Source organism: Microbacterium sp. 4R-513 (genome assembly GCF_011046485.1).
Lineage (GTDB): Bacteria > Actinomycetota > Actinomycetes > Actinomycetales > Microbacteriaceae > Microbacterium.
Window position 1 is genome coordinate 2,699,598 of record NZ_CP049256.1, and the last position, 26,690, is coordinate 2,726,287.

General features: G+C 69.5%; 23 protein-coding genes and 1 pseudogene. 10 read left to right on the forward strand and 14 right to left on the reverse strand.

Annotated features, from left to right (window positions below):
- Positions 1 to 73: 73 nt before the first annotated feature.
- The 4 genes and pseudogenes from G5T42_RS11880 to G5T42_RS11895 all read right to left on the reverse strand — a co-directional run bounded on the left by G5T42_RS11880 (position 74) and on the right by G5T42_RS11895 (position 5,341).
- Positions 74 to 1,981, reverse strand: coding sequence for a glycogen debranching N-terminal domain-containing protein (locus tag G5T42_RS11880; RefSeq protein WP_165128776.1), 1,908 nt, complete (start codon positions 1,979 to 1,981; stop codon positions 74 to 76).
- Positions 1,978 to 2,822, reverse strand: a pseudogene (locus G5T42_RS11885) (carbohydrate ABC transporter permease). The gene G5T42_RS11880 and the pseudogene G5T42_RS11885 overlap by 4 nt, the downstream one beginning before the upstream one ends.
- 68 nt (positions 2,823 to 2,890) lie before the next feature.
- Positions 2,891 to 4,078, reverse strand: a complete 1,188-nt coding sequence (locus G5T42_RS11890; protein ID WP_165128778.1) for a sugar ABC transporter permease — start codon at positions 4,076 to 4,078, stop codon at positions 2,891 to 2,893.
- A 6-nt stretch (positions 4,079 to 4,084) separates the two neighbouring features.
- Positions 4,085 to 5,341, reverse strand: coding sequence for an extracellular solute-binding protein (locus G5T42_RS11895; RefSeq protein WP_165128780.1), 1,257 nt, complete (start codon positions 5,339 to 5,341; stop codon positions 4,085 to 4,087).
- Between the two features lie 124 nt (positions 5,342 to 5,465).
- On the opposite strand from G5T42_RS11895, the gene G5T42_RS11900 reads away from it, so the two are divergent.
- Positions 5,466 to 6,485, forward strand: a complete 1,020-nt coding sequence (locus G5T42_RS11900; RefSeq protein WP_165128782.1) for a LacI family DNA-binding transcriptional regulator — start codon at positions 5,466 to 5,468, stop codon at positions 6,483 to 6,485.
- Here the strand turns inward: G5T42_RS11900 and G5T42_RS11905 are convergent.
- Positions 6,482 to 7,291: an IclR family transcriptional regulator gene (locus G5T42_RS11905; RefSeq protein WP_241245797.1), complete on the reverse strand. Its 810-nt coding sequence runs from the start codon at positions 7,289 to 7,291 to the stop codon at positions 6,482 to 6,484. The genes G5T42_RS11900 and G5T42_RS11905 overlap by 4 nt on opposite strands.
- Before the next feature lie 61 nt (positions 7,292 to 7,352).
- Between G5T42_RS11905 and hutH the strand changes: the two genes are divergently transcribed.
- The 3 genes from hutH to hutI all read left to right on the forward strand — a co-directional run bounded on the left by hutH (position 7,353) and on the right by hutI (position 12,560).
- Complete coding sequence (hutH, locus tag G5T42_RS11910; RefSeq protein WP_165128786.1) at positions 7,353 to 9,044, forward strand: histidine ammonia-lyase; 1,692 nt, start codon at positions 7,353 to 7,355, stop codon at positions 9,042 to 9,044.
- Positions 9,041 to 10,762, forward strand: coding sequence for a urocanate hydratase (gene hutU / locus G5T42_RS11915; protein ID WP_241245798.1), 1,722 nt, complete (start codon positions 9,041 to 9,043; stop codon positions 10,760 to 10,762). The genes hutH and hutU overlap by 4 nt, the downstream gene beginning before the upstream one ends.
- A gap of 244 nt (positions 10,763 to 11,006) precedes the next feature.
- Positions 11,007 to 12,560: an imidazolonepropionase gene (hutI, locus tag G5T42_RS11925; RefSeq protein ID WP_241245799.1), complete on the forward strand. Its 1,554-nt coding sequence runs from the start codon at positions 11,007 to 11,009 to the stop codon at positions 12,558 to 12,560.
- Here the strand turns inward: hutI and G5T42_RS11930 are convergent.
- From G5T42_RS11930 to G5T42_RS11955, 6 genes are read right to left on the reverse strand one after another with little or no spacing between them, the layout of a single operon-like run.
- Positions 12,484 to 12,954 (reverse strand): histidine phosphatase family protein, encoded by a 471-nt coding sequence (locus tag G5T42_RS11930; RefSeq protein ID WP_165128788.1) that lies wholly within the window; start codon positions 12,952 to 12,954, stop codon positions 12,484 to 12,486. The two genes, hutI and G5T42_RS11930, sit on opposite strands and share 77 nt — an antisense overlap.
- Entirely contained in the window at positions 12,951 to 13,865 is a 915-nt protein-coding gene (locus G5T42_RS11935) for an agmatinase family protein (protein WP_165128790.1), read from the reverse strand. Before G5T42_RS11935 ends, G5T42_RS11930 begins: the two co-directional genes overlap by 4 nt.
- Positions 13,865 to 14,212, reverse strand: coding sequence for a gamma-glutamylcyclotransferase family protein (locus tag G5T42_RS11940; protein WP_165128792.1), 348 nt, complete (start codon positions 14,210 to 14,212; stop codon positions 13,865 to 13,867). Before G5T42_RS11940 ends, G5T42_RS11935 begins: the two co-directional genes overlap by 1 nt.
- Positions 14,213 to 14,221: 9 nt before the next feature.
- On the reverse strand, positions 14,222 to 15,493 hold the full coding sequence (locus tag G5T42_RS11945) for a DUF445 domain-containing protein (protein WP_165128794.1): 1,272 nt from the start codon (positions 15,491 to 15,493) through the stop codon (positions 14,222 to 14,224).
- Between the two features lie 56 nt (positions 15,494 to 15,549).
- The gene (locus tag G5T42_RS11950; RefSeq protein WP_165128796.1) at positions 15,550 to 16,005 is read right to left on the reverse strand and encodes a DUF1801 domain-containing protein; all 456 of its coding nucleotides are present in this window, start codon (positions 16,003 to 16,005) and stop codon (positions 15,550 to 15,552) included.
- A 60-nt stretch (positions 16,006 to 16,065) separates the two neighbouring features.
- Positions 16,066 to 17,232 (reverse strand): acyl-CoA dehydrogenase family protein, encoded by a 1,167-nt coding sequence (locus G5T42_RS11955; protein ID WP_165128798.1) that lies wholly within the window; start codon positions 17,230 to 17,232, stop codon positions 16,066 to 16,068.
- A gap of 137 nt (positions 17,233 to 17,369) precedes the next feature.
- On the opposite strand from G5T42_RS11955, the gene G5T42_RS11960 reads away from it, so the two are divergent.
- Positions 17,370 to 18,377: a TIGR00341 family protein gene (locus G5T42_RS11960; RefSeq protein WP_165128800.1), complete on the forward strand. Its 1,008-nt coding sequence runs from the start codon at positions 17,370 to 17,372 to the stop codon at positions 18,375 to 18,377.
- 42 nt (positions 18,378 to 18,419) lie between these two features.
- On the opposite strand, the gene G5T42_RS11965 is transcribed toward G5T42_RS11960, so the two are convergent.
- Positions 18,420 to 19,178: an alpha/beta hydrolase gene (locus tag G5T42_RS11965; protein WP_165128802.1), complete on the reverse strand. Its 759-nt coding sequence runs from the start codon at positions 19,176 to 19,178 to the stop codon at positions 18,420 to 18,422.
- Between the two features lie 54 nt (positions 19,179 to 19,232).
- On the opposite strand from G5T42_RS11965, the gene G5T42_RS11970 reads away from it, so the two are divergent.
- Positions 19,233 to 19,637: a pilus assembly protein CpaE gene (locus tag G5T42_RS11970; RefSeq protein ID WP_165128804.1), complete on the forward strand. Its 405-nt coding sequence runs from the start codon at positions 19,233 to 19,235 to the stop codon at positions 19,635 to 19,637.
- A gap of 18 nt (positions 19,638 to 19,655) precedes the next feature.
- Here the strand turns inward: G5T42_RS11970 and G5T42_RS11975 are convergent, their stop codons facing one another.
- Positions 19,656 to 20,861 carry an MFS transporter gene (locus G5T42_RS11975; protein WP_165128806.1) on the reverse strand — a complete coding sequence of 402 codons (1,206 nt, stop codon included), beginning with the start codon at positions 20,859 to 20,861 and terminating at the stop codon, positions 19,656 to 19,658.
- A 388-nt stretch (positions 20,862 to 21,249) separates the two neighbouring features.
- On the opposite strand from G5T42_RS11975, the gene nrdH reads away from it, so the two are divergent.
- The 4 genes from nrdH to nrdF are packed head-to-tail and all read left to right on the forward strand — an operon-like array spanning position 21,250 to position 25,134.
- On the forward strand, positions 21,250 to 21,483 hold the full coding sequence (gene nrdH, locus G5T42_RS11980) for a glutaredoxin-like protein NrdH (protein WP_165128808.1): 234 nt from the start codon (positions 21,250 to 21,252) through the stop codon (positions 21,481 to 21,483).
- A gap of 55 nt (positions 21,484 to 21,538) precedes the next feature.
- Positions 21,539 to 21,973 (forward strand): class Ib ribonucleoside-diphosphate reductase assembly flavoprotein NrdI, encoded by a 435-nt coding sequence (nrdI, locus tag G5T42_RS11985; protein ID WP_165128810.1) that lies wholly within the window; start codon positions 21,539 to 21,541, stop codon positions 21,971 to 21,973.
- A complete protein-coding gene (gene nrdE / locus G5T42_RS11990; RefSeq protein WP_165128812.1) occupies positions 21,955 to 24,111 on the forward strand; it encodes a class 1b ribonucleoside-diphosphate reductase subunit alpha in 2,157 nt (718 codons plus the stop codon). Before nrdI ends, nrdE begins: the two co-directional genes overlap by 19 nt.
- 45 nt (positions 24,112 to 24,156) lie before the next feature.
- Entirely contained in the window at positions 24,157 to 25,134 is a 978-nt protein-coding gene (nrdF, locus tag G5T42_RS11995; RefSeq protein ID WP_165128814.1) for a class 1b ribonucleoside-diphosphate reductase subunit beta, read from the forward strand.
- Between the two features lie 638 nt (positions 25,135 to 25,772).
- On the opposite strand, the gene G5T42_RS12000 is transcribed toward nrdF, so the two are convergent.
- Positions 25,773 to 26,657: an AraC family transcriptional regulator gene (locus G5T42_RS12000; RefSeq protein WP_165128816.1), complete on the reverse strand. Its 885-nt coding sequence runs from the start codon at positions 26,655 to 26,657 to the stop codon at positions 25,773 to 25,775.
- Positions 26,658 to 26,690 lie beyond the last annotated feature (33 nt).

Genomic DNA, 26,690 nt, shown 5'->3' on the forward strand with positions numbered 1-26,690 from the left:
AGGCGCCGAGACCGCACGAATCACCGTCGGCGACGCCCGCGACCGGCGATTCGTGCGATCTCGACGACGCCGCCTACACGGAACGGACGATCTCGAGGCACGCGATCGCCGCTGCCGCCGACCACGCCTGAGGGCGGCATGCCGCCGGGTAGGGAGCGGGGAGCGGAGTGTCGGAGCGCGCGTCGCCCGCGTACAGCTCGGGCATCCGGAAGTCGAACGACTCGGCCGCCGCGAGGAGACCGTCGACGATCGCGAGCGCCTCGTCGCGGCATCCGGCTCGCGCCATCCCGCGCGCGACGATCGCGGCGTCGTGCGGCCACACGCTCCCGCCGTGGTAGCTCAACGGCCAGTAGCCCGCGGCATCCGTCGACATGGTCCTCAGCCCGAAGCCGGACGACATCGACGCGCCCGTCAGGAGGCGCGCGATCGAGCGCTCCTGATCGGGATCCAGGATGCCGGTGCCCAGGAGGTGCCCGATGTTCGAGGTGAGCGTGTCGACGGGCCGGCCGTCGCGGTCGAGGGCGATCGCGGGGTACGTGCCCTCGGGGGTCGTGACCCAGAAGCGTTCGGCGAACCGCGTCCGGAGACCCTGCGCCCACACGCGGAGGGGCTCGGCGCCCGCTTCGCCGAGCGAGTCGAGCAGGTCGGCTCCCGCCATCGCGGCCTCGTACGCGTAGCCCTGCACTTCGCACAGCGCGATCGGTCCCTCGGCGAGCGTTCCGTCGCGCCACTGGATGGAGTCCCCGGAGTCCTTCCACCCCTGATTCGACAGGCCGTGACCCGTCTCGTCGACGTAATCGAGGAAGCCGTCGTCGCCGGCGCTCGTGACGATCCAATCGAGCGCCGCGCGCAGGTGGGGAATGAGCGCGCGAACCTCGGCCTTCGGCATCCCGGCGCGCGATGCCTCCGCGAGGAGTGCCACCCACAGCGGCGTCGCGTCGACCGTGCCGTAGTACACCGGCGGCAGCACGATGCCCTCACCCGGCATCACGAACTGCCCCGCACGCAGCTCGTGCAGGATCTTCCCCGGCTGCTCCGCTGTCGCCGGGTCGGTGGCCGTGCCCTGCAGGCGCGCGAGAACGCGGAGAGTGGATGCCGCGATCCCGGCGTCGTGGGGGAGCAGCAGGCGTGCGGCCCACAGCGAGTCGCGGCCGAAGAGCGTGAAGAACCAGGGCGCGCCCGCGGCGAGGAACTCGTCCTCCGGGTGATGGGGAAGAGCCAGCCGGAGGGCGTCGAGGTCGGACAGCGCCCGCTCGGACCAGCGCCGGAGGCGGGGATCGACGTGGATTTCCGTGGGGACGGCGGCCGAGGCATCCGTCCCCGTCCAGCGCGGCTCGGGACTGCCTGCGCGCACGACGAGCGCGGGGTCGTCGAGGGTCGCCGTCCACTCGGCCGACCACTCGCCGTGCTCCGGGCACGTGACGTCCCACTCGAGCGTCACGGCGTCGCCGACGTCGATGCGTGCATCGGGCGCGGACAGTGTCATCGTCGCGCCGTCTCCGGTGACGCGAGCACCCGCCTCGTGACGCTCGGCGCGCCAGTCGCGTGAGTGCGGCTCGCCCGCCTTGACGTCCTGCAGGGGCGTGAGATCGGGCGCGAGCCGCAGCCGCAGGGTCGTGGAGACGGATGCCTCGAGATGCGAGCGTACGGTGAGGCGCTCGCGCACCGCCCCCGCCGATACGGTCCGCGTGCGCAGCAGTCGCACCTTGGGGTCGGGCCAGCGGTCGTCGATGCCACGGAGGAGCGCGCCGAACTCGACCGTCGAGGCCGACACCTCCGCGACCGAGATCGGCTCGGGGGAGCTCGCCGCCCCGTCGACGGTGTAGGTCAGTTCCGCCTCCCGGATGAACCGCGTGTCGCCGTGGTAGACGCCGTCGATCGGCTGCGCGCCCAGGTCGCCGGTGCGGCTGGACCACACCTGCGTCGGCGCGCGCAGCGCCACGATCGCATCCGACAGGAAGGGCTGGAGTCCGGAGCTCACTCCTTCACTGCCCCTTCGCTCGTGTTCATGATCCGTCGCTGGAAGATGAAGAACATGAGGGCGACGGGGATCGTCATGATGAGCGCCGCAGCGAGCTTGAGGGGATACTGCGTGCCCTGGCTCAGCTGCCCGGACGCGAGGGATGCGACGCCCTTCGTCAGAGTCGTGAGAGCGGGGACTGCGTCGCGACGATGAAGTGCGCGAGCTCGTTCCACGATCCCTGGAAGGACAGGATGACGATCGTCACGAGCGCGGGGCGCGCCATCGGCAGCACGACCGACCAGAAGATGCGGAACGTGCCGGCGCCATCCACACGCGCCTGCTCCTCGACCGAGACCGGGATGGACTCGAAGAAGTTCTTCATGATGAACACGCCGGCCGCGTCGACGAGGAGCGGCAGGATCATGCCCGCATACGAGTCGTAGATGCCCAGCTGATTGATGACGAGGAACTTCGGGATCAGCAGCACCACGGTCGGAACCGCCATCACGGCGATGACACCGGCGAAGACGACGCCTCGACCGCGGAACTGCAGGCGCGCGAGCGCGTAGCCGGCGAGCGACACGAAGAAGACGCGGCCGAGCGTGACGCACACCGTGACGATCGCCGAGTTCGCGAACCAGACCGGGAAGTCGCTGTTGAGGAACAGCTTCTCGTAGGCGGCCGTCGTGAAGGTCTGCGGAATGAGTGCGACGGGGTTGATCGCGGCCTCGGCATCGGGCTTGAAGGACGTCGCGATCTGCACGAGGAACGGATAGATGTAGATGAGCGCGAGGACGACGAGCAGGGCGTAGAGCGCGATCTGCCAGAAGATCCGGGCGCCGTTGCCGGTGCGGCGCACCGGCTGGACGCGCCGGGGCTCGCCTCCCGCGGCAGCTGCCGCGGACGTGTCGGGGACGGCCGTCGTGGTCATCGTGATCCCTCCTTCGGGGCGGGCGCATCCTCGGGCGCGTCCGGCGGGGACGGCACCTGATTCGCGGCGACGGTCGCCGGGCTCGCCGTCGCGGGGCGGGTGGGCAGCTCGTACTGACGTGCGCGCCGTCGGGACACGGGTCGCTCGCGGAGCACCCACCGCTGGAACAGTGTGAAGAACACGATGATGGCGAACAGGATGAACGCGATCGCGGCGCCCTGGCCCCAGTGCTGGTCGAGGAAGGCGGCGTCGTACGAGAGGTACGCGGGGGTCAGTGTCGTCTTGCCGGGCTGGCCCTTCGAACCCGTGTAGATCTGGTCGAACACCTGCCAGCAGCCGATGAGGCCGAGCGTCAGCACGGTGAACAGGACGGGCCGGAGCTGAGGGAGTGTCACGCGCCAGAATCGCTGCCAGGCGTTCGCGCCGTCGACCATCGCCGCCTCCTGCACGTCCGGGCTGATGTTCTGCAGCGCGGCGAGGAACAGCAGCATGAACGTGCCGCTCGTCGTGAAGATCGCCATCGAGATGTAGACGAGCATCGCGACGGAGGGGCCGGCGAGCCAGTTCCACCACGAGACGCCGAGGAAGCCGTTCTCGGTGAGCACGGGCGGTCCGTCGGTCACACCGACGGCGCCAAGGGCGTTGTGGACGATGCCGGTCGGGTCGGCGGTCCAGTTGGGGCCGTTGATGCCGATGAAGCCGAGCAGCTCGTTGATGACGCCGTTCGCCGAGAAGAGGAACAGCCAGAGGATAGTGATGGCGACCGATGCCGTCACCGACGGGAAGTAGAAGGCCGTGCGGAAGATGCCGCGCCCGCGCAGCAGGGCGCCGTTGACGAGCACGGCGAGGAAGAGCGACAGTGCCGTCTGAATCGGCACGACGAGCAGCACGTACCACGCGTTGTTGCGCAGCGCTGTGCCGAAGTCGCGTGTGGCCAGGCCGTCGCCGGTCGTGATGGACGCGTAGTTCTCGAGACCGACGAAGCTCACGTTCGACGAGAAGGGGCTGCCCCGGCCCGACCAGTCGGAGAAGCTCACCCACAACGCCATGAGCACGGGGAAGAGCAGGAAGACGCCCAGGATGATGATGACGGGGAGGGTGAAGACCCAGCCCGCGACCGCCTCGCCGCGCCGGATCCCCTTGGGGTTTCCGGCACGGCGAGGGGCCGTTGCGGTCGCGGTCATGGTGGGTCAGCCGACGATGGCTTCGAGGTTCGACTGCACCGTCTGGAGGATCTGAGCCGGGTCGCCGGTCTTCAGCCCCTGCAGCTGCGAGTTGAAGTCGGTGATGACGTCAGCGGTCCCCTCGTTGGTCGGCACGCCCTGGGCGTAGTCGGCGCCGGCGAGGAACGCCTCGAGCTTCGGGTTGTCGCTCTTCCACTGGTCGGCGGCGGACTGCACCGACGGCATGGGACCGAATGCCTTCGAGAAGGCGAGCTGCTGGTCGGCGCTCGTCAGGTACTCGACGAGGTCGAGGGCGGCCTTCTGGTTGGGGCTGTCGGCGGCCATGCCCCAGCAGTTCGTGAACTGCAGGGTTCCCTGGCCGCCGGGGCCCTCCGGGAGCTCGGTGACGACGTAGTCGACGTCGGGGAAGTCGTTCGACATGGCGCCCGTGATCCAGTTGCCCTCGATCGTCATGGCTGACAGCTGCTTGCCGAAGGCCTCGCCGCCCCATCCGGCCCCGAGGTCGGGAGCGAAGGCGAAGTTACCGGAGGCGATGTTGTCCTTGACGTAGGTGAGGGCCTCGACGTTCTCCGGGCTGTCGGCCACGGCCTTGCCGTCCTTGATGAGCCCGCCGCCCGCGGCCGCCATGAAGGCGCCGACGCGCTGATACTCCTGGCCCATGCCGAGGCCGACGACGCCGTTCTGGGTGAGCTTCTGCGAGACGGCGGTGAGGTCGTCCCACGTCTTCGGGATGTCGGCATCGGTCAGGCCCGCGGCATCCCACAGTCCCTTGTTGATGACGAGAGCGAGGGTCGAGAAGTCCTTCGGCGCGCAGTAGAAGTCGCCGTCGTAGGTGAAGTTCTCGACGAGCGACGGATAGAAGTCGTCCTTGTTCTTGAGCTCGTCGCCGTACGCCTTGAGCGAGCCGTTGCTCGCATAGCCCGCGAGGGCCTCGGTGGCCAGGTAGAAGAGGTCGGGCGGGTCGCCCGCCGCGAAGCCCTGCGAGAGCTGCTGGGGGAGGTCGTTGGCCGTGTTGACCTCGGCCTTGACGCCCGACTCCTTCGACCATGCCGCAACGGCGTCCTTGACGGCCTTCGTCTCGGCGTCGCCGCTCGAGCCGATCAGGATCGAGAGCGAGTCGTCGGAGCTCGTGAGAGCGCCGTCCGATGCGCTTCCCCCGCCTCCGTTGTCCTGGAAGCCCTGTCCGCAACCGGCGAGGGCGAGGGCCGCCGTCGCTGCGAAGGCGCCGATCGCGAGGCTCCGCGCTGCTGTGTTTCGCTTCATGAGATCTCCTTCGATACAGTGCCCATCAGAAATTTGATCGTTCAAACCTGTGGTGCGGTGCCAAAGTATTCACGAGGTGCGTCGGGTGTCAAGGGGGAGGCGCCCGTCGGGAGAGGTGATATCCGTGGCAGGACGACAGCCCACCGTCGAAGACGTCGCGCGCGTCGCGGGGGTCTCACGGCAGACGGTGTCGAACGTTCTCAACACGCCCCACATCGTCCGTGCGGCGACGCGGGACCGCGTGGAAGCGGCGATCGCGGAACTCGGATACGCGCCGTCGATGGCGGCGCGACGACTGCGCACTCGGCGGAGCCACACCATCGGCATCCATCTCGATCCGTATGCCGGGGGAATCTCTGGGATCGTCCTCGACCGGTTCATCCACGCCCTCACCGACCGTGCGACACCGCGCGGCCTGCGGATCCTGGTGTACGCGGCGAGCAGCGCCGGCGAGGAGATCGACCGGATCCGTCAGCTCCGCGAAGGCGGCGAGATCGATCGGGTCGTCCTGACCGGCACGTACGAGGGAGACCCGCGCACCGAGTGGCTCGCTGAGAACGACATGCCGTTCGTCGCCTTCGGCCGCCCCTGGGGCGAGCCCGGCGCGGGAGCGCTGATGGGCGACCCGTCGCGGCCCTGGGTCGACGTCGACGGCGCAGCCGGCACGCGGGCCGCCACGCTGCACGCCCTCGCCGAGGGCGATCGGGTCGCGTTCCTCGGCTGGCCCCCGGGCTCCGGCACGGGCGACGACCGCGAGCGCGGATGGCGCGAGGCGACGGGGTGGATCGAGGCGACGCCGCCCGACCTGCGGTGGACGTCGGTCGACACCGTGGTCAAAGCGCGGGCCGTCGCCGAGCGGGCTCTCGCCGAGACGGAGGTCGATGCCGTCGTGTGCGCGAGCGACACCCTCGCGCTCGGCGCGCACCTGGCTGCCTCGCACGGCGGGCGGCCGGACCTGGTCGTCGTCGGGTTCGACAACACCCCGGTGGCGGAGGCCCTGGGCATCTCGAGCGTCGAGCAGCGGCCCGAGCAGGTCGCCGAGGCCGTGCTCGACCTGCTCGTGGACGATCCGGCGAGCGACGGCGGAACGTGGCACCGGCTCATCGAGCCCGAGCTCGTCGTCCGCAGCCGGGACGACCTCTAGCCGGAGGCTGCGGTGCGCTCGCGGGCGTAGAGCCGGCGCGACAGCTCCGCCGCGGCATGCTCGACGTGCGGCGCGAGGCTCGCGGCATCCCGATCCGCCTCGACCGGCCACGTCACGGCGATCGCGGCCGACGGCCAGCCGATGTGGTCGAGCACCGCGATGCCGATCGACTGGAGGCCGAGCGTGACCTCGCCGTCCTCGGTGGCCCAGCCGGTCGCGCGAACCTGCCGCAGCAGCTCGCGCAGCTCGCCGGGCGAGCGCGGTCCTCGGCCCGTGCGGTCGGAGAACGCCGAGGCATCCGGGAACAGGGCTCGCACCTGCTCGCGCCGGAGGGCGGCGAGCATCGCCCGTCCCGTCGCGGTCAGGTGTGCGGGAAGGCGGACGCCGACGTCGGTGACGAGCGCGGGGCGGCGCGGTGCGCGCTCCTCGACGATGTAGACGACGTCGCGCCCGCTCATGACCGCGAGGTGGGCGCTCTCGCCGACGCGGTCGGCGAGGTCGGCCAGCAGCGGTCGTCCCAGTCGGGCGAGCGGCGCCTGCCGCGCGTAGCCGCCGCCCAGTTCGAAGGCCGCGACGCCCAGGCCCCAGCGCCGCTCGGCGGGGACGTGCACGACGAACCCGTGTCCTTCGAGCGCGTCCAGCAGGTGATAGACGCTGGAGCGGGGAATGCCGAGCTGCAACGCGATCGTCCGCGCAGCGACGGGGCCGCGCTGGCGCCCGAGGAACGTGAGGATCCGCAGCGTTTGGTCGGCGGCGGGGACCTGCGGCCGATCGGACGTCGACCCGGGAGCGGAATGGTCTGGCATAGCAGACACAGGATGCCACGGCCCGGTGTCGCGCGCGAGCAGCCGGGTGTGGAATCGACGCATGACCACCGTCCTCCCCGCCCTCGGCGTCGTCACGGTCGGCGACGCACCCCTGCGCCCCGCCGATGTCGTCGCCGTCGCGCGCCACGGCGCGCACGTCGACATCGCCCCCGCCGCGCTCGGGCGGGTCGCCGAGACGCGGGCCCTCGTCGAAGGCCTCGCCGACGACCCTGAGCCGCACTACGGCATCTCGACCGGGTTCGGAGCGCTCGCGACCACCTTCATCGCACCCGAGCGGCGGCGCCAGCTGCAGGCCTCGCTCATCCGCTCGCACGCCGCGGGCACCGGCCCCGAGGTCGAGCCGGAGGTCGTGCGGGTGCTTCAGCTGCTGCGCCTGCAGACGCTCGCGACGGGTCGCACCGGCGTTCGCCCCGTCGTCGTCGAGACGTACGCCGCGATGCTCAACGCCGGCATCACGCCGATCGTCCGCGAGTACGGCTCGCTCGGCTGCTCGGGCGACCTCGCCCCGCTGTCGCACGTCGCGCTCGCCGCCATGGGCGAGGGTGACGTCCGCGTCGTCGGCCACGACGGGGAGCCGGGCCCGCTCGCGCCCGCGGCGGAGGCGCTGGCCGCGGCATCCATCCCCCCGCTCGAGCTGCTCGAGAAGGAGGGCCTCGCGCTCATCAACGGCACCGACGGAATGCTCGGGATGCTGCTGCTCGCCCTCCATGATCTGCGTGTGCTGCTCGACACGGCCGATGTCGCCGCCGCGATGTCGATCGAGAGCCTGCTCGGCACCGACGCCGTGTTCGCTGCCGACCTCATGGCCCTGCGGCCTCAGGTCGGGCAGGCGGCGTCGGCCGCGCACCTACGTGGGCTCCTCGCGGGCTCGGACATCATGGCCTCACACCGCGACCCGGCCGTCTGCACGCGCGTGCAGGACGCCTACTCGCTGCGCTGCTCGCCGCAGGTGCACGGCGCGGCGCGCGACACCGCCGACCACGCCGGGCTGATCGCGGAGCGGGAGCTCGCGGCATCCGTCGACAATCCCGTCATCACGCCCGACGGACGCGTCGAGTCGAACGGCAACTTCCACGGCGCGCCGGTCGCGTACGTGCTCGACTTCCTCGCGATCGCGGTCGCCGATGTCGCGTCGATCTCGGAGCGCCGCACCGACCGCGCCCTCGACGTCGCCCGCAACCAGGGGCTGCCGCCGTTCCTGGCCGACGAGGTCGGCGTGGACTCCGGGCTCATGATCGCGCAGTACGCCGCGGCGGGGATCGTGTCGGAGCTGAAGCGCCTCGCGGTCCCGGCATCCGTCGACTCGATACCTTCCTCGGCCATGCAGGAGGACCACGTCTCGATGGGATGGGCCGCCGCACGTAAGCTGCGGCGCGGCATCGACGGCCTCGCCCGCGTGCTTGCGATCGAGGTGCTGACGGCGGCGCGGGCCCTCGACCTGCGCGCTCCGCTGCAGCCGGGGCCGGCGACGCGCGCCGCGCGCGACCTCGTGCGGACGGTCGCCGAGGGTCCCGGCCGCGACCACTTCGTCTCGCCCGACATCGAGGCGCTGACGGAGCTCGTGCTGTCGGGCGGGATCCGCGACGCCGCCTTCGGCGCGGCCGCGTCAGACCGGGCGCCGGCCCCGGGCGACAGCATCGCCTCGGGCGACACCACGGCGTCGGGCGGGGCGGCCGCCCCGGGCGACACCACAACGTCGGAGAAAACCACAACGGCGGAGGAAAAACGATGAATACGACCGAAGAACGGGAGATCTCCGACGCTGTGGCGGCGGAAACACCCGCGACCACCGCCGGACCGCGCACCGTCCGGGCACCGCGCGGTTCCGAGCGCACCGCGAAGAGCTGGGGCGCGGAGGCCGCCAAGCGCATGCTCATGAACAACCTCGATCCCGAGGTCGCCGAGCACCCCGAAGACCTCGTCGTGTACGGGGGCACGGGCAAGGCCGCCCGCAGCTGGGAGGCCTTCGACGCGATCGTCCGGACCCTCGACGAGCTCGAGCCCGACGAGACGCTCCTCGTTCAGTCGGGCAAGCCGGTCGGGGTGTTCCGCACGCACGAGTGGGCGCCGCGCGTGCTCATCGCGAACTCGAACCTCGTCGGGGACTGGGCGACGTGGCCCGAGTTCCGCCGCCTCGAGCAGCTCGGCCTCACGATGTACGGGCAGATGACGGCGGGCTCGTGGATCTACATCGGCACGCAGGGCATCCTGCAGGGCACGTACGAGACCTTCGCGGCTGTCGCGCGGTCGCTCGGCCGGGAGTCCCTCGCGGGCACGCTGACCCTGACCGGCGGATGCGGCGGCATGGGCGGCGCGCAGCCGCTCGCGGTGACGCTCAACGGCGGCGCCGTGCTGATCGTCGACGTCGACGAGTCGCGCCTGGCGCGCCGGGTCGAGCACGGCTACCTCGACGAGTACACGACCGATCTCGACACGGCGATCGCGCGGGTCATGTCGGCTCGCGCGGCCGGTGAGGCGCGCTCGGTCGGCTTCGTGGGCAACGCGGCGGAGGTCTTCCCCGACCTCCTCCTGCGTCACCAGGCGGGCGATCTGACGATCGACATCGTCACCGATCAGACGAGCGCGCACGACCCGCTCGCCTACCTCCCCGTGGGCATCGCGTTCGAGGACTGGCGGGCCGAGGCATCCCGTGATCCCGAGGCGTTCACGGCGCGAGCGCGCGGCAGCATGGCCAAGCACGTGGCGGCGATGGTCGGATTCCAGGATGCTGGCGCCGCCGTCTTCGACTACGGCAATTCGATCAGGGCCGAGGCGAAGCTCGGCGGGTTCGAGCGGGCGTTCGAGTTTCCCGGCTTCGTGCCGGCGTACATCCGGCCGCAGTTCGCCGAGGGCCGAGGACCCTTCCGGTGGGTCGCGCTCTCGGGCGACCCCGAAGACATCCGCAAGACCGACCGTGCCGTCGCGGAGCTCTTCCCCGACAACGCGGGCCTCGTGCGCTGGCTCGAGAAGGCCGGCGACGCCGTGCACTTCGAAGGGCTGCCCGCGCGCATCTGCTGGCTGGGCTACAAGGAGCGCCACCTCGCCGGCCTCAAGTTCAACGAGATGGTCGCGTCGGGTGAGCTCTCGGGCCCGATCGTGATCGGCCGCGACCACCTCGACGCCGGCTCGGTCGCCTCGCCCTACCGCGAGACCGAGGCGATGGCCGACGGCTCCGACGCAATCGCGGATTGGCCCTTGCTGAATGCGCTGCTCAACACCGCGTCGGGCGCTTCGTGGGTCTCGATCCACCACGGCGGCGGCGTCGGCATCGGACGCTCGATCCACGCGGGGCAGGTGACGGTCGCCGACGGCACGGAGTTGGCGGCACAGAAGCTCGAGCGGGTGCTGACGAACGACCCCGGCACGGGTGTCATGCGGCACGTCGACGCCGGGTACGAGCGGGCTCGCGAGGTCGCTGTGGAGCGGGGACTGAAGGTGCCGATGCTGTGAGGGTCGGCGCGAGGCATCCAACCTCGTCTGGCCATCCCATTCCGGCCCGGCCAAGGCATCCATGTCCCGAAGTTGGTCGCTTGCCCGGCGCTCAATCGGGCGGCCGGAGCATCCATGTCCGGAAGTTGGTCCCTTGGCGGGCATGCCGACATCTTCATGTCCCGAAGTTGGTCGCTTGCGGGGCGCGTAAGCGGCAAACTTCGGGACATGCACACCACCCAGAGGGACTGAGGAGGCGCGAGCGGTGACGGCGACGCTCATCACGAACATCGGCGAGCTGACGACGAACGTCGGCGCGCCCGGCGATCCATGCGGGACGGTGACGGATGCCGCGGTCCTCATCGAGGGCGGCCGCATCGCGTGGGTCGGCACGGCGGAGGAGGGGCGGAGGTTCCTCGGAGGTTCCAGGTTCGACCCCTCGACAAGCTCGGGGACCGGTGGGGGGAGCGCGGACCGGGCCGTGACGTTCGACCCTTCGACGAGCTCAGTGACCGGTGAGGCGGACCGGGGCGCGAGGTTCGACCCCTCGACAAGCTCGGGGACGGGTGGAGAGCGTACGGCAACCGGTGGGACGGGCTCGGGGACCGTGGGGTCGAGCGTGGGAACGGGGAGCGTCAGGTCGGGCCCGGGAACGGGCCGCGTCGAGGTCGTCGACGCGGGCGGGCGCGCGGTCATCCCGGGGTTCGTCGACAGCCACACCCACCTCGTGTTCGGCGGGGACCGGGCCGACGAGTTCGAGGCGCGCATGAGCGGCACACCCTATGCCGCAGGCGGCATACGCCGCACCGTGGCCGCGACCCGCGAGGCCAGCGACGATGCGCTGCGCCGGCGGCTGGCGGGCTTCGTCGATGAGCTGCAGGCGCAGGGGACGACGACCTTCGAGATCAAGACGGGGTACGGGCTCACCGTGCACGACGAAGCGCGCCTCGCTCGACTGGCCGCGGAGGTCACGCCCGAGGTCACCTTCCTCGGCGCCCACGTCGTGCCGGCCGAATACGCCGACGCCCGCCACGACTATGTCGACCTCGTGTGCGGGCACATGCTCGAGGCCTGCGCGCCGCACAGCCGCTGGATCGACGTCTTCTGCGAGCGGGGTGCCTTCACGGCCGACGAATCACGCCGGGTCCTCGCTGCCGGCATCGCGCACGGCCTCCTGCCGAGGGTGCACGGCAATCAGCTCGGCCCCGGCGAAGGCGTGCAGGTCGCGGTCGCGCTGGGTGCGGCATCCGTCGACCACTGCACCTATCTCGACGGCGCGGACGTGGCCGCCCTCGCGGGATCCGACACCGTCGCGACCCTGCTCCCCGGCGTCGAGTTCTCGACGCGCCAGCCCTACCCCGACGCGCGACGGCTCCTCGACGCGGGGGTCACCGTCGCGCTGGCGAGCGACTGCAACCCCGGATCGAGCTTCACGAGCTCGATGCCGCTCATGATCGCGCTCGCGGTCCGTGAAATGCACATGACGCCGGCCGAGGCGGTCTGGGCGGCGACGGCCGGCGGTGCGAAGGCGCTCCGGCGCGACGACGTCGGGGTCATCGCTCCGGGGAACCGGGCCGACCTCGTGCTGCTCGACGCGCCGACCCGCGTGCACCTGGCCTATCGGCCGGGCGTTCCCCCTCATCGCCGGCGTGTGGAAGGACGGGATCCGCCTCTGAGCCGTGGAAGGCGGCGCGACCAGCGCGGGGTGCGGGGCCCAAGACGCCGGGTGGACGGCGCAGGGCCTAGCGTGGCGTGTCGAGCGACCAGGACTCCGGGTCGACGGCGGTCGCGACATCCCAGTCGTCCTCGTCCCAGCTGAAGGTCGCCACGGCGCACGTCGGCATGTGGCCGATCCCGCCGTCCGACAGCTGCCCTGCGAGGACCGTCATGCCCGGGTCGTGCGCGACGACGACGACCGCCCCGACGCCGCGCTCGGCCGCGGCGAGCAGGAGAAGCGACGCTGGGGCGCCGTACAGCCGCTCCTGCAGCTCGACGGGCACGCCGAGCGCTGCGCCGAAGAAGTCCGCTGTCGTCGCGGCGCGCAGGGCCGTGCTCGAGAGGATCGCGTCGGCCAGGAACCCGGATTCGGCCAGTTGTGCGGCCATGCGGGGTGCATCCCGGAGGCCCCGGTCGTTGAGCGGACGGTCGTGGTCGTCGAGGTCGGGGTCGCCCCAGTCGGACTTCGCGTGCCGCACCAGCACGAGTTTCGTCATGGCCTCACCCTTCCTGCCAGCAGCTCCAGAACGCACAGTGCCGCCAGACGCACCGTACGCCCGTCTTCCGCATCGGTCGTCGCGTCGACCTCGGCGATGTCGGCACTGCGCACGCGGGGATCGGATGCCGCGTCCCGCACGAGAGCCCGCAGCTCCCACGCCGCGAGGCCGCCGGGGACTGACGCGGGGCATCCCGGCGCGACCGAGCGATCGCAGACATCGACATCGATGTCGAGGTGCACCCCCGCCCCACCCTCGGAGCCGGGAGCGCCTGCCGAACCGCCCGCGAGCTCGAGCGCCTGCTGCATGACGTCGGCAGTGCCGCGCCGGCGCACGTCGTCGAGCGTGATGACGGTGATGCCGTACCCCTCGGCGCGCCGGGCATAGGCGGCGGAGTTCGCGAAGTCCGCGATGCCGATCTGCACGATCCGCCTGCCGTCGAGGCCGTCCGCGACGAGCCGCCGCACGGGAGAGCCGTTCGACACGCCGTCGCGCAGGTCGAAGTGGGCGTCGAGCGTGATGAGCCCGGCGGCTGCGGCGCCCTGCGCCACCGAGTAGGTGAGGGAGTTGTCGCCGCCGATCGCGATGACGAGACCCGACCGTGCCGCGAGCTCCGCGACGCGCGAGCGCACGCGTGCCTCACCCTCGGGCCCGTCGGGATCGACGACATCTCCGGCGTCGACGATCCGCAGGGCTTCGCCGAGATCGATCGCGGGCGGGCCTATGAGCGTCGGGCTGAAGCGCGCCAGCGCGTCGCGCACGGCCGCCGGCGTCGCGTGCGCGCCGGTCGGCGACAGCGACGTGCGGAATGCGGGGACGCCGAGGATCGAGGCATCCGTCGCTCCCTCGGTCTCGTCGAACGACGGCCAGCCGCCCGCGCGGGGCCAGAGCGGATCGTGGGAGAGGGCCATCAGATCGACACGTAGACCCAGGCGCGGCGACCGCTCGCGAGCGTGACCTGCTCGCGCACGTACAGCGACACCTGGTACTCGTCGGCGGCGTCGAGCTCGTCGGCGGTGAGCAGAAGCACCTTGCCCACGACCTTGTCGTGCGGGTTGCCGGTCGCGCGGACGATCGGGTGGACGTCGTGGCCCGAGAGGTCGACGACTCGACGGTCCTCGATCTCGGCGTAGTCGACGGTGTATCCCGGCAGGACGTCGGTATCGCCCTCGACGAGCCGCCCGAAGGTGTCGAGCTGGACAGGGGGATGCGAGAGCGTGCCGTAGCTGAAGAGCAGCTGATCAGCGGGCTCGGGCATGGGGCCAGATTATCCGAGCAGCGCGTGCGCGATCGAGAAGATGACGAGGCCCGCGAGGGCTCCGACGACGGTGCCGTTCAAGCGGATGTACTGGAGGTCGCGGCCCACCATGAGCTCGATCTTCTCGGTCGTCTCGGCGGGATCCCAGCGCTCGACGGTGTCGGTGATGATCGAGGCGATGTCGTGGCGGTAGCGGTCGACGAGGAAGACCGCGGCATCCGTCACCCACGTGTCGACGCGATGGCGGAGCGTCGCATCGATCACGAGCCGATCGCCGATCTCGGTCACGGCCGTCGCCGCGCGACGTCGCAGCCCGCTGTCGGGGTCGGCGAGCGAGGCCAGCAGTCCCGATTTGGCGGTGTTCCACGCCTCCGCGGCGAGCTCCCGCACCCGGTGGCTCTCGAAGAGCGTCGTCTTGGCGTCTTCGAGCCGCCCGATCGTCGCGGGGTCGTGCTGCAGATTGTCGGCGAGCCGATCGAGGTAGCCGTCGATCGCCTTGCGGGCCGGGTGCTCCGGGTCGGCGCGGACGGCGGCCGCGAACTTGACCGACTCGTTGTAGACCGTGTCGTCGATGAGCCGCTGTGCGATCGACGGCACCCACGCCGGAAGCCGGCGCGAGACGAGGCCCGAGAAGGCCGCCTGGTTGCTCGCGAGCCACAGCTGGATCGTCTCGACCGCCATGTCGACGGCGCCGCGGTGGGCTCCCGACTCGACGATCCGGGCGAGCCATCCGCCGAGCGGCGGACCCCAGTCCGGCTCGATGAGGTGCTCTCGGGCGAGCTCTTCGATGACGTCCTGGACGTCGTCGTCGCTCAAGGCGCGCAGGACCCCGGACGCCATGACGGATGCCTCGGCCGTCACGCGCTCGGCATGTTCGGGCACCCGCAGCCACTCGCCCGCGTGCTGGGCGATCTGCGTCGCCTCGAGCTTGGTGCGCACCACCTCGGCCGAGAGGAAGTTGGTCTCGACGAACTCGCCGAGGGTGCGGCCGATCTCGTCCTTGCGGTTCGGGATGATCGCCGTGTGCGGGATGGGGATGCCGAGGGGATGCCGGAACAGGGCCGTCACGGCGAACCAGTCGGCGAGGGCGCCGACCATGCCGCCTTCGGCCGCGGCCCGGACGTAGGCGAGCGCGGGCACCTGCTCCTCGAACGCGAACGAGACGAGGAAGACGATCGCCATCGCGACGAGCGCCCCGAGGGCCACGCCCTTCATGACGCGCAGGCCCCGGCGCCGCTCCTGATCCGCGGGGGTGAGGAGTTCCGTCGGCGTGCGGCTCATCCGGTCATCCTCGCACGCGGTCGCCGGAGACGGGCCGGGGTTGCGCGTGCGTCGTGTCAGCCCGCGGCGCGGCGCACGAGATCGGCGATGCGCTTCTCGTCGGCCTTGGTGAGGGACAGGATCGCGTACGAGGTCGGCCACATCTGACCGTCGTCGAGCTGCGCGGCGGATTCGAATCCAAGGGTCGCGTACCGGTCCTTGAACTTGCCTGCGGGCTTGAAGAACAGCACGACCTTGCCGTCGCGTGTATACGCGGGGAAGCCGTACCAGGTCTTCGAGGCGAGCTGCGGGGCTTCGGACCGGACGATGTCGTCGATGCCCTGCGCGATCGCCCGATCGCTGTCGTTCATGCCGGCGATGGCGTCGACGAGCTCCTGGCGGTCGATCGCCGCCTTCTCCTCGGGGCTCTTGCCCTTGCGTGCTTCCGCCTTCAGCTCGGCGGCGCGGGCCCGCATCGCGGCGCGCTCGTCGGCGGAGAACCCGGACTTCGTGTTGCGTTCTGCAGTGCTCATGCCGGCAACGTTACGGATGCCGCGTCCCCGCCGCTTCTCGAATCCTGCTCGATCCGAAGCTCAGCTCTCGACCGGTCCGAGCCACGCCGTCGCGACGGTCGAGTGCGCCGACTCCGGGTCGGACGGGTGGAAGAGGCCGGCGAGCACATCGCGATAGAGGCGGCTGAGCTCGGAGCCCGAGAAGTACGACGAGCCGCCCGCGACGAGGACCGCGTCGTCGACGACGGACTTCGCCATGGTGACGGCGCGGTGCTTGATGCCCGACAGCAGCGAGAACCAGCGGGCGCCGTGGTCGACGCGGTCGTCGACGTCACGGCAGAGCGAGGCGAGCTGCGACGGGAGCGCGTCGTATGCGAGGGCCATGTCGGCGATCCGCCACCGGATGTCCGGGTCCTGGCTGTAGGCCGTGCCCGTTCGCTTCGACGTGCGCTTCTTGGCCGTCGCGACGGCGACGTCGAGCGCGCGCCGGGCGATGCCGGTGTACACCGATGCGAGGAGCAGCTCGAACACGCTGAAGATGCCGAAGACGATCGGATCGGGATTCGGGCCGGGGTCGATGCGCCGCACGACGCGGTCGGCAGGCGCCACCGCTCCGTGCAGCTCGGTCGTGCGGCTCTGGGTGCCGCGCATGCCGAGGGTGTCCCAGTCGTCGCGCGTCACGACGGCGTCCGAGCGCTCCACGAAGGCGTAGACCATCTTCGGTCCGTCCGGGCTCGTCGTGTCGAGACCGTGGAGGCCGAGCTGCGTCCAGACGGGTGCGAGCGACGTGAAGATCTTCGTGCCGGTGAACGCGTACGAGCCGTCCGGGGCGGGCGCGGCATCCGTGTTGCTTCCGAAGAGCACGAGATCGTTCCCGGCCTCGCTGATGCCGAAGGCGAAGACCTCGCCCGCGGCGGCGCCCTCCTGCACGAACCGCAGCGAGTCGACGCCGCGATCGGCGAGCACCTTCGCGACGCCCGTCCAGACGAGGTGCATGTTGATCGAGAGGGCCGTCGCGGGGGCCGCGCCCGCGAGGCGCTGCTGGAGGACGGATGCCTCGGCCAGCCCGAGCCCCGCTCCGCCGAGCGCTGTCGGCACGAGGATGGCGAGGTATCCCGCCGCCGTCAGGTCCTCCAGGTCGTCGACGGGGAACGTGTTCTCGCGATCGTGCACGGCGGCGCGCTCGCGGAAGCGGTCGAGCAGCTCATCGGGAAGGATGACGGTCGGGTCGAACGGCGTCTCGCTCACCCGTCCATTGTGGACCGGCGTCCCGGACGCGCGGGTCGTCCGGGCGCCGTCGCGCCGAGCTCGATCAAGCGCCCCGGAGCCCCACCGGAGCGGCTCGCGGCGTGGCACGCCACTACCCGAGGCGCCCGGGCTGGATCATGAGCACCATGGGGCGCATCATGCAGACGCTCATCCCGCCGTCGCAGCGGCAGCCGGTCGAGGCGCTCGACGACGCGCTGGACCTCGGCTACGGCGACGTGGCCGGCAAACGCACGGGCTTCCTCATCATGCTGACGCTCGCAGGCCTGATCGCGATCGCGGGTGTGCTGACCGACTCCACGGCCACCGTCATCGGCGCGATGATCATCGCCCCGCTCGGGACGCCGATCCTCGGGATCGCGCACGGCCTCGTGACCGGACACCTGAGCCTCGTGGTCCGCTCGATCCTGTGGGTGCTTTCCGGAGTGGTCATCGTGGTCGTCCTCGGGCTCTTCTTCTCGCTGTTCGTCGCGACGCCCGAGAGCCTCGCGACGAACTCGCAGGTGCTGGGTCGCACTTCGCCGAGCCTCATGGACCTGGTCGCGGCCCTCGCGACGGGCTTCGCGGGCGGCTTCGCGATGTGCCGCAAGGATCTCAGCGCCGTGCTTCCGGGAGTCGCCATCGCGATCTCGCTCGTGCCGCCGCTCGGCGTCGTCGGCGTGTGCGCGGGCCAAGGCGAGTGGGGCGACGCGCTGGGAGCGTTCGTGCTGTTCCTCTCGAATGTGCTGGCCCTCGTCATCGCGGGGAGCATCGTCTTCACGCTGGCCGGCTACGCGCGCGAGCCGGGATCGTCCCGAGAGGCCAACCGGCGGCGTGCGTACATCGTGGTGACGGTGCTCGCGCTGATCGTGGCCGTGCCCCTCGCAGCGAACTCGATCGTGACGATCGCGCTCGCGCGCTGGTCGGTCGCGATCCAGCAGACCGCGGTGACGTGGCTGAAGGACGAGCCGGGCTCCCGTGTCTACGACGTCGACTGGGACGGCATCACCGCGACGCTCGACGTCACCACCGACGACGGCGGCATCCCGCCGATCGAACAGCTCAAGGACGATCTGGCGAAGGCCATCCCGAGCTATGTGGGGGTCGTGATCGACGTGGGCCAGGGCGTCGAGCACGTGGTGCAGTAGAAGAGTCGTGCAGGAGAGGAGTGGATGCCGCGGCCCGGCGCGTCAGCCGTGGACGACCCGCAGGAACTCGGCGATCGTCTCCTCCGGCTTGTCGCGGTGCGGCGAGTGGCCCGCACCCTTGACGACCGAGACGGTGACGTGCGGGTTCTTCCGCACCTCCTCGACGAGCCGGCCCTTGAAGATCGAGTAGACCTGCGGGTCGGACGCGATGATGTGGGTGGGCACCAGCAGGTGGGCCGCGGCATCCCGGACATCCCACTGGGCATTCTGGGTGCTGGTCTGCTCGACCGCCCATCGGCTCGCCTGCTGGGCGGAGAGGGCCTTCAGCTCGACGTCCTGCTCGTGCCAGGTCGGGTGCTCGGCGCGGACCGCGGCGACGGTCGGGTCGGCGAACGAGCGCTCCTGCGACTCGCGCACGATGTCGCGGTCGTGGTCGCCGAGGTGGATGGCGGGATCGATGAGGATGAGGCGGCGGGTCCAGCCGAAGTGGTCGGCCGCCGCGCGGGTCGCCGCTGCGCCGCCGAGGGAGTGCGCGACGACGAGGTCCCAGTGGTCGCGGCCGGCGGGGACCGCGACCCGCAGATCGGCGGCGTACGCGTCGATCGAGTAGTCGAGCGCACGCGGAGCGGTGCCGTGTCCGCGCAGGTCGACCGCGACGGCGTGCCAGCCGGCGTCGGCGAGCGCCACGCCGTAGCGCCACATGAGGGCGCCGTTGGATCCGAGACCGTGGGCGAGGAGAGCGTGGCGCGAGGACGAGGGGTCGCCCCAGGACAGCGTCGGAAGGGTCACGGGAGCAGGCATGCGCCCAGCATATGGGCGGCCCCGAGGCGCTTCGCACGCGAGAGGATGGAGGGCATGATCTCCACGGAACTGGCCGTCGCCCTGAGGGATGCGGGGCTGATCTGGCACCCGCGCTCGGGCGACCGGTTCCAGCTCGACGAGCCCGAGTTCGAGGCCGACATCTTCACCGTCAGCGAGATGACGATCGAACCGCGGGAGTACCCGACGGGCAAGATCCTCGCCTTCAACGGCACGACGGAATGGGCCCTCGACTCGGTGGCGCTCGAGGATGCGCTGTGGCTCCCGGGGGAGGACCAGCTGCGCGAGATGCTTCGGGGCGCGTTCAAGTCGCTCCGGCGACTGCCCGACACGCACCAGGTCGAGATCGAGGTCGGGGGAGTGCGCTCCGTCTTCGAGCATCCCGAGCCGGCCGACGCGTACGCCCTGGCCGTGCTGCAGCTGCTGCGCCATCTGGAGTGAGCGCGCCGGCTCCTTCGCTCACGTGATGGTGGGCACGGGCTCCGTGTCGGGGATGGGGCTCGCATCGCGACCCCGGAGGTCGGGGAACGAGCGGACGAAGACCGCCGAGACTAGGAACCCCACGACGGCGAAGGATGCAGCCGCCCAGTAAGCGCCCTGCGGGCCGGTGCCGTCGATGAGGAACCCGGCGATCGCCGAGCCGGCGGCGGCGCCGATGAGCTGGCCGGTCGCGATCCATCCGAAGGACTCGGCCGTCTCGCTGAACTTCACGCTCGCCGAGGTCATGGCGAACATGACCGCGAGGGCGGGTGCGATGCCGATGCCCGCGATGACGAGCGATCCGCCGAGCCAGAAGACGTTGAGCGAGAACGTCGTGAGCACGAGACCGGCCGCCACGATGCCGAAGCGGCGCGCCATCGCCCACGGGCCGATCGGGATGTGGCCGAAGGTGAGACCTCCGGCGAGGCTGCCGATCGAGAAGACGGCGAGGACGATCCCGGCTTCCAGTCCGCCGTGGCCGAACGACGCGACCACACCGGCCTCGACGGCGGCACACGCGCCGATCAGGAGGAAGCCGGTGACCGTGGCGAGGAGCACGGCAGGTTTGCCGAGCACCTTGCCGATACTGCGGCGGCTGCGGGGGATGCGCACGCGGCCGACCTCGGGGGAGAGGATGAACCACGCACCGCCGCCGATGAGGATCACGACGATGAGGAGGAGCGCCTGCACCGTGCCCACCTGGGTCGCGACGAAGGTGATGAGCACCGGCGCGATGATCCAGATGATCTCCTGCAGCGACGCGTCCAGCGAGAACAGCGGCGTGAGCTGGCGCGAGTTGACCATCTTGGGGTAGATCGTGCGCACGGCGGACTGGATCGGCGGCGTCGAGAGGCCCGCGACGAGACCGAGGGCCATGTAGCCCGGCAGAGGGAGCTGGAGGAGCGCGAGCGCTGTGATCGCCGCGGCGCAGATCACGAGGGTCGTCGTGAGCACGCGGCGCATGCCCCAGATGCCCATCCATCTGCTGGTGACGGGGCCGGCGATCGCCTGGCCCACCGAGGTCGCCGCGAGGACGAGTCCCGCCTGCCCGTAGGAGCCCGTCACCTGCTCGATGTGGAGCAGGATCGCCAGGCTTGTCATCCCGTTCGGGAAGCGCGCCGTCAGCTGCGCCGCGATGATGCGGGCGACGCCGGGTGTGCGCAGCAGTTCGCGGTACCCGGCCATCCCTCCACGCTATCGCGGGGGGTCGCGGCGGTGCGACGGGAGGGGTGGGGTGCGACACGCCGAGCGCGTCCGCGACACGCCGACACGACCGTCCACAGCCGAATCCATGTCGGTGGGCAGGCGTAGCGTCCGAACCTGTGGATGGATGTGGCCGAGGCATCCGAAATCAGCGTGATCCAGGCGTTTTACAGGTTCGGGAGAATCTCGCCGCCTGTGGATGAAACGGTGGAGAAGCTGTGTTGTACATGTTGAGAACGGTGGAAAACTACACGGATGTAACTACTAGCCCTTGTGGTGCTATCCAATGTCGGTACCCATATGTAGTATTGGGATCCCGGTGGGGGGACCGCCGGTCAGAACACCGGATGTGAGGGGAGAACAGATACTCATGGCGATCACGGTCTATACGAAGCCCGCCTGTGTGCAGTGCAACGCGACTTACCGCGCGCTCGACTCGAAGGGCATCGAATACGAGGTCCACGACCTCTCTCAAGACCCCGCCGCGCTCGAGCAGGTGAAGGCCCTCGGGTACCTGCAGGCGCCCGTCGTCATCACCGACGAAGACCACTGGTCGGGCTTCCGTCCCGACAAGATCGACGAGCTCGCCGCCCGTCTGGCCTGACCCCTTCGCGGAGCTCAGGGCCCCGTCGGGATCTGCGCTCGGAGAAGGGAGAATCATGAGCGCCGTAGCAACATCCGCGCCTCTGCTCGTCTACTTCTCGAGCGTGTCGGGCAACACCGCGCGCTTCATCGAGAAGCTCGGACTTCCCTCCGTTCGGATTCCCCTTCACTCCGGTGAGCCTTCGCTCGTCGTCGATGAGCCGTTCGTCCTGGTCACTCCCACGTACGGGGGTGGCCAGGGTCGGGGCGAGGAGAAGGGCGCCGTGCCCAAGCAGGTGATCCGGTTCCTCAACGACGAGCGCAACCGCGCTCACCTCCGCGGAGTCATCTCCGCGGGCAACACCAACTTCGGCGACGCCTTCTGCCTCGCCGGCGACATCATCAGCCGCAAGTGTTCTGTGCCCCACTTGTACCGGCTAGAGGTATTCGGCACGCCAGAAGATGTGGATCGCGTGAGCGACGGATTGGAACGATGGTGGAAGCAGCACTGAAAGAGACCGACTTCAAGACGGATCCGCGTTTCGAGGGGCTCGACTATCACGCCCTCAACGCGATGCTCAACCTCTACGGCCCGGACGGGAAGATCCAGTTCGACGCCGACCGCCGCGCTGCCCGCGAGTACTTCCTGCAGCACGTCAACCAGAACACCGTCTTCTTCCACTCGCTCAAGGAGCGCCTCGACTACCTCGTCGAGAAGGAGTACTACGAGCCCGAGGTGCTCGCGAAGTACCCGTTCGAATTCATCCAGCAGCTCAATGACCGGGCGTACGGCAAGAAGTTCCGCTTCGACACGTTCCTCGGCGCGTTCAAGTACTACACGAGCTACACGCTCAAGACCTTCGACGGCAAGCGCTACCTCGAGCGGTTCGAGGACCGCGTCGTCATGACGGCGCTCGGCCTCGCCGACGGTGACCAGGAGCTCGCGACGGCGCTCGTCGACGAGATAATCTCGGGCCGCTTCCAGCCCGCGACGCCGACGTTCCTCAACACCGGCAAGGCGCAGCGCGGCGAGCTCGTGTCGTGCTTCCTGCTGCGCATCGAAGACAACATGGAGTCGATCGCCCGCGGCATCAACTCGGCGCTGCAGCTCTCCAAGCGCGGCGGCGGCGTCGCACTCCTGCTCTCGAACATCCGAGAGGCCGGCGCGCCGATCAAGCAGATCGAGAACCAGTCGTCGGGGATCATCCCCGTCATGAAGCTCCTCGAAGACAGCTTCAGCTACGCCAACCAGCTCGGCGCGCGCCAGGGCGCCGGCGCCGTGTACCTCTCGGCGCACCACCCCGACATCCTCCGCTTCCTCGACACGAAGCGCGAGAACGCCGACGAGAAGATCCGCATCAAGACGCTCTCGCTCGGTGTCGTCATCCCCGACATCACCTTCGAGCTGGCCAAGAACGACGAGGACATGTACCTCTTCTCGCCGTACGACGTCGAGAAGGTGTACGGCGTGCCCTTCGGCGACATCTCGGTCACCGAGAAGTACCGCGAGATGGTGGATGACGCGCGCATCAAGAAGACGAAGATCAACGCGCGGGAGTTCTTCCAGACGCTCGCCGAGATCCAGTTCGAGTCGGGTTACCCGTACATCATGTTCGAGGACACGGTGAACAAGGCGAACCCGATCAAGGGGCGCATCAACATGTCCAACCTCTGCAGCGAGATCCTGCAGGTGAACACGCCCACGACGTACAACGAAGACCTCTCGTACGCCGAGATCGGCAAGGACATCTCCTGCAACCTCGGCTCGATGAACATCGCTCTGGCGATGGACGGCGGCGACCTCGGCCAGACGGTCGAGACGGCGATCCGCGCCCTGACCGCGGTGAGCAACCAGAGCCACATCGCCTCGGTGCGCTCGATCGAGGACGGCAACGACCGTTCGCACGCGATCGGCCTCGGCCAGATGAACCTGCACGGATACCTCGCTCGCGAGCACGTGCGGTACGGGTCCGAAGAGGGTCTCGACTTCACCAACATCTACTTCTACACGGTGCTGTTCCACGCGCTGCGGGCATCGAACCGCATCGCGATCGAGCGCGGTCAGGCCTTCGACGGCTTCGCCGACTCGACCTACGCGTCGGGCGAGTTCTTCGACAAGTACATCGACCAGGCGTGGGAGCCCCAGACCGAGAAGACGAAGGAGCTCTTCGCCGGCATCCCGATCCCGACGCAGGACGACTGGCGTGCGCTGAAGGCGTCGATCCAGGAGCACGGCATCTACAACCAGAACCTGCAGGCCGTGCCCCCGACCGGCTCGATCTCGTACATCAACAATTCGACGAGCTCGATCCACCCGATCGCGTCGAAGATCGAGATCCGCAAGGAAGGCAAGATCGGCCGCGTCTACTACCCGGCGCCGTTCATGACGAACGAGAACCTCGAGTACTACGAGGACGCGTACGAGATCGGCTACGAGAAGGTCATCGACACGTACGCCGCCGCGACGCAGCACGTCGACCAGGGCCTGTCGCTCACGCTGTTCTTCAAGGACACGGCGACCACGCGCGACATCAACAAGGCCCAGATCTACGCATGGCGCAAGGGCATCAAGACGATCTACTACATCCGCCTGCGTCAGATGGCGCTCGAGGGCACCGAGCTCGACCAGTGCGTCTCGTGCATGCTCTGAGCCGCTGCGCCTCCACTGGCTCGACGACCGCGATCAAGGACTGACATGAATTCACCCAAGCTGCAGCTGCTCGGCCAGGTGCAGGCGATCAACTGGAACCGCATCCAGGACGACAAGGACCTCGAGGTCTGGAACCGTCTCGTCAACAACTTCTGGCTGCCCGAGAAGGTTCCCCTCTCGAACGACGTGCAGTCGTGGGCGACCCTCACGCCCGAGGAGCAGCAGACGACGATGCGCGTGTTCACAGGGCTCACGCTCCTCGACACGATCCAGGGCACCGTCGGCGCCGTGTCGCTCATCCCCGACGCGATCACGCCGCACGAGGAGGCCGTCTACACGAACATCGCGTTCATGGAGTCGGTGCACGCGAAGAGCTACTCGTCGATCTTCTCGACCCTGTGCTCGACGCCCGAGATCGACGACGCGTTCCGGTGGTCCGTCGAGAACGAGAACCTTCAGAAGAAGGCGCACATCGTCATGGACTACTACCGCGGCGACGAGCCCCTCAAGCGCAAGGTCGCCTCGACGCTGCTGGAGTCGTTCCTCTTCTACTCCGGCTTCTACCTGCCGCTGTACTGGTCGTCGAAGGCGAAGCTGACGAACACCGCCGACATCATCCGCCTCATCATCCGCGACGAGGCCGTGCACGGCTACTACATCGGCTACAAGTTCCAGAAGGGACTCGAGCAGCTCGGCGAAGCGCAGCGCGACGAGCTGAAGGACTACACGTTCTCGCTCCTCTACGAGCTCTACGACAACGAGGTGCAGTACACGCAGGATCTCTACGACGGCATCGGCCTGACCGAGGACGTCAAGAAGTTCCTGCACTACAACGCCAACAAGGCTCTGATGAACCTGGGCTACGAGGCGATGTTCCCCTCGACCGTCACGAATGTGAACCCGGCGATCCTGTCGGCCCTGTCGCCGAACGCCGACGAGAACCACGACTTCTTCTCGGGGTCTGGTTCGTCGTATGTCATCGGCAAGGCCGTCGCGACCGAGGACGACGACTGGGACTTCTGATCTCCCGATTCTGACTCCGGCCCGAAACGGCTGGTCAGAGGCCCGGATTCGCAGGATTCTGCGGATTCGGGCCTCTCTTGTGCCTTCTCTCGAGAGACAGAGGAGGACAGCAATGAACAGGAATGGCCGTTCGGTGTGGCACGGCGGTGGCACGCGCCCACCTTGTAGGGGAGAGCGGGGTGGCTCAGCATCCGGAATTCGGGTTCGTCGTGCCATCGGACTCGTGCCACATCGTGCCACTTCACGTGCTGGCGATTCGGGGAAATGCCCGATCAAAAGGTCTTCTAAGGGTCCCGTCTTTGTCGACAACCTGTCTCATGGGGACCGGGTCATCCGCGTGCGCGGCGGCGGGCACGAAGGAGAACATAGCGGCGACCGATGTCGCCGCCAGGACTCCTGCGCCCGTCTTTCGGTACTTCGTCATACCGTGGACATCCTTCCGAGGGATCAGAAGCGGCCGCAGACTCCCGTTGGGCACAGCGTCGTACCGGAGTCGCCGTGGAAAACAGGGTTTAAAAACCGAATTTAAAACTCATCATGGCATCGCGAGGAACCGACCACAGTGGATCTTCACGGTAAGCGACGCTGGGCACCCGCCACGCACCTCGAGCTGGCTTCCCCGCTCTCGGCCGCCGACCTCAGGCTTTGTGCGCGTCCCGGTAGGCGGAAGGGCTCATGCCGTGGATGCGGCGGAAGTGGCGCGAGAAGTACAGCGGGTCCGCGTATCCCACCGCCGCGGCCACCTCGCCGATCGACGACCGCGTCGTGTCGAGCAGCGTGCGGGCGCGCGCCATCCGCAGCGACGTGTGGAAGGCGCCCGGGCCGCTCCCCGTCGCCGACCGGAACAGCGCGCTCAGATGGGAGGGCGACACCCCGACGAGCGCGGCGATCTCGCCGACGCTGATCGTCCCGTCGACGCGTGCTTCGAGATAGCGCATCGCCCGTTCGAGCGCGGAGCCGTCGGTGGGAAGCGCACTATCCGCGGCGAGAAGCGTGAGCAGGTGTGACGCCGTGCCCGATGCGACCGTCAATTGCACTGGCGTGAGCCGCCGCTCGAGGAGGGTGGTCAGCTCGTCGAAGAGGGCGACCAGCCGGTCCAGCGAGCGGACCGGAGTCGCGCGCCGCAGGGTGGCGAGAGGAGCGGTGAGGTCCGCGGCATCTGTCCCTCGCACGTGCGCCCACCAGATCGTCCATGGATTGGCTCCGGATGCCTCGTACTGATGCGCCGTGCGGGCAGGGATGACGGCCGCGGTCGACGGTGTGAGCGCGAAGTCCTCGCCGCCGATTCGGACGGTGCCTGAGCCCGCGGTGCACAGCAGGACGATCGTCTCCTCGATTCCGTGAGCGCGTGTCATCCGGTGGCCGATGGCACGCGGGAAGTGCCCGACATCCGTGACCGTGACGCGCCGCGTGACCGGCCGCGACAGGGCTTGTTCCACCTGAGGGCGGGGGACGACGCACAGCCGCTGGTTGGGGAAGCCGTCCGATCGGTAATGGGGTGCGAGATCCGTCGTTTTGTCCATGCTCTTCCTCGAATCCACCATACTCCCGCGGTC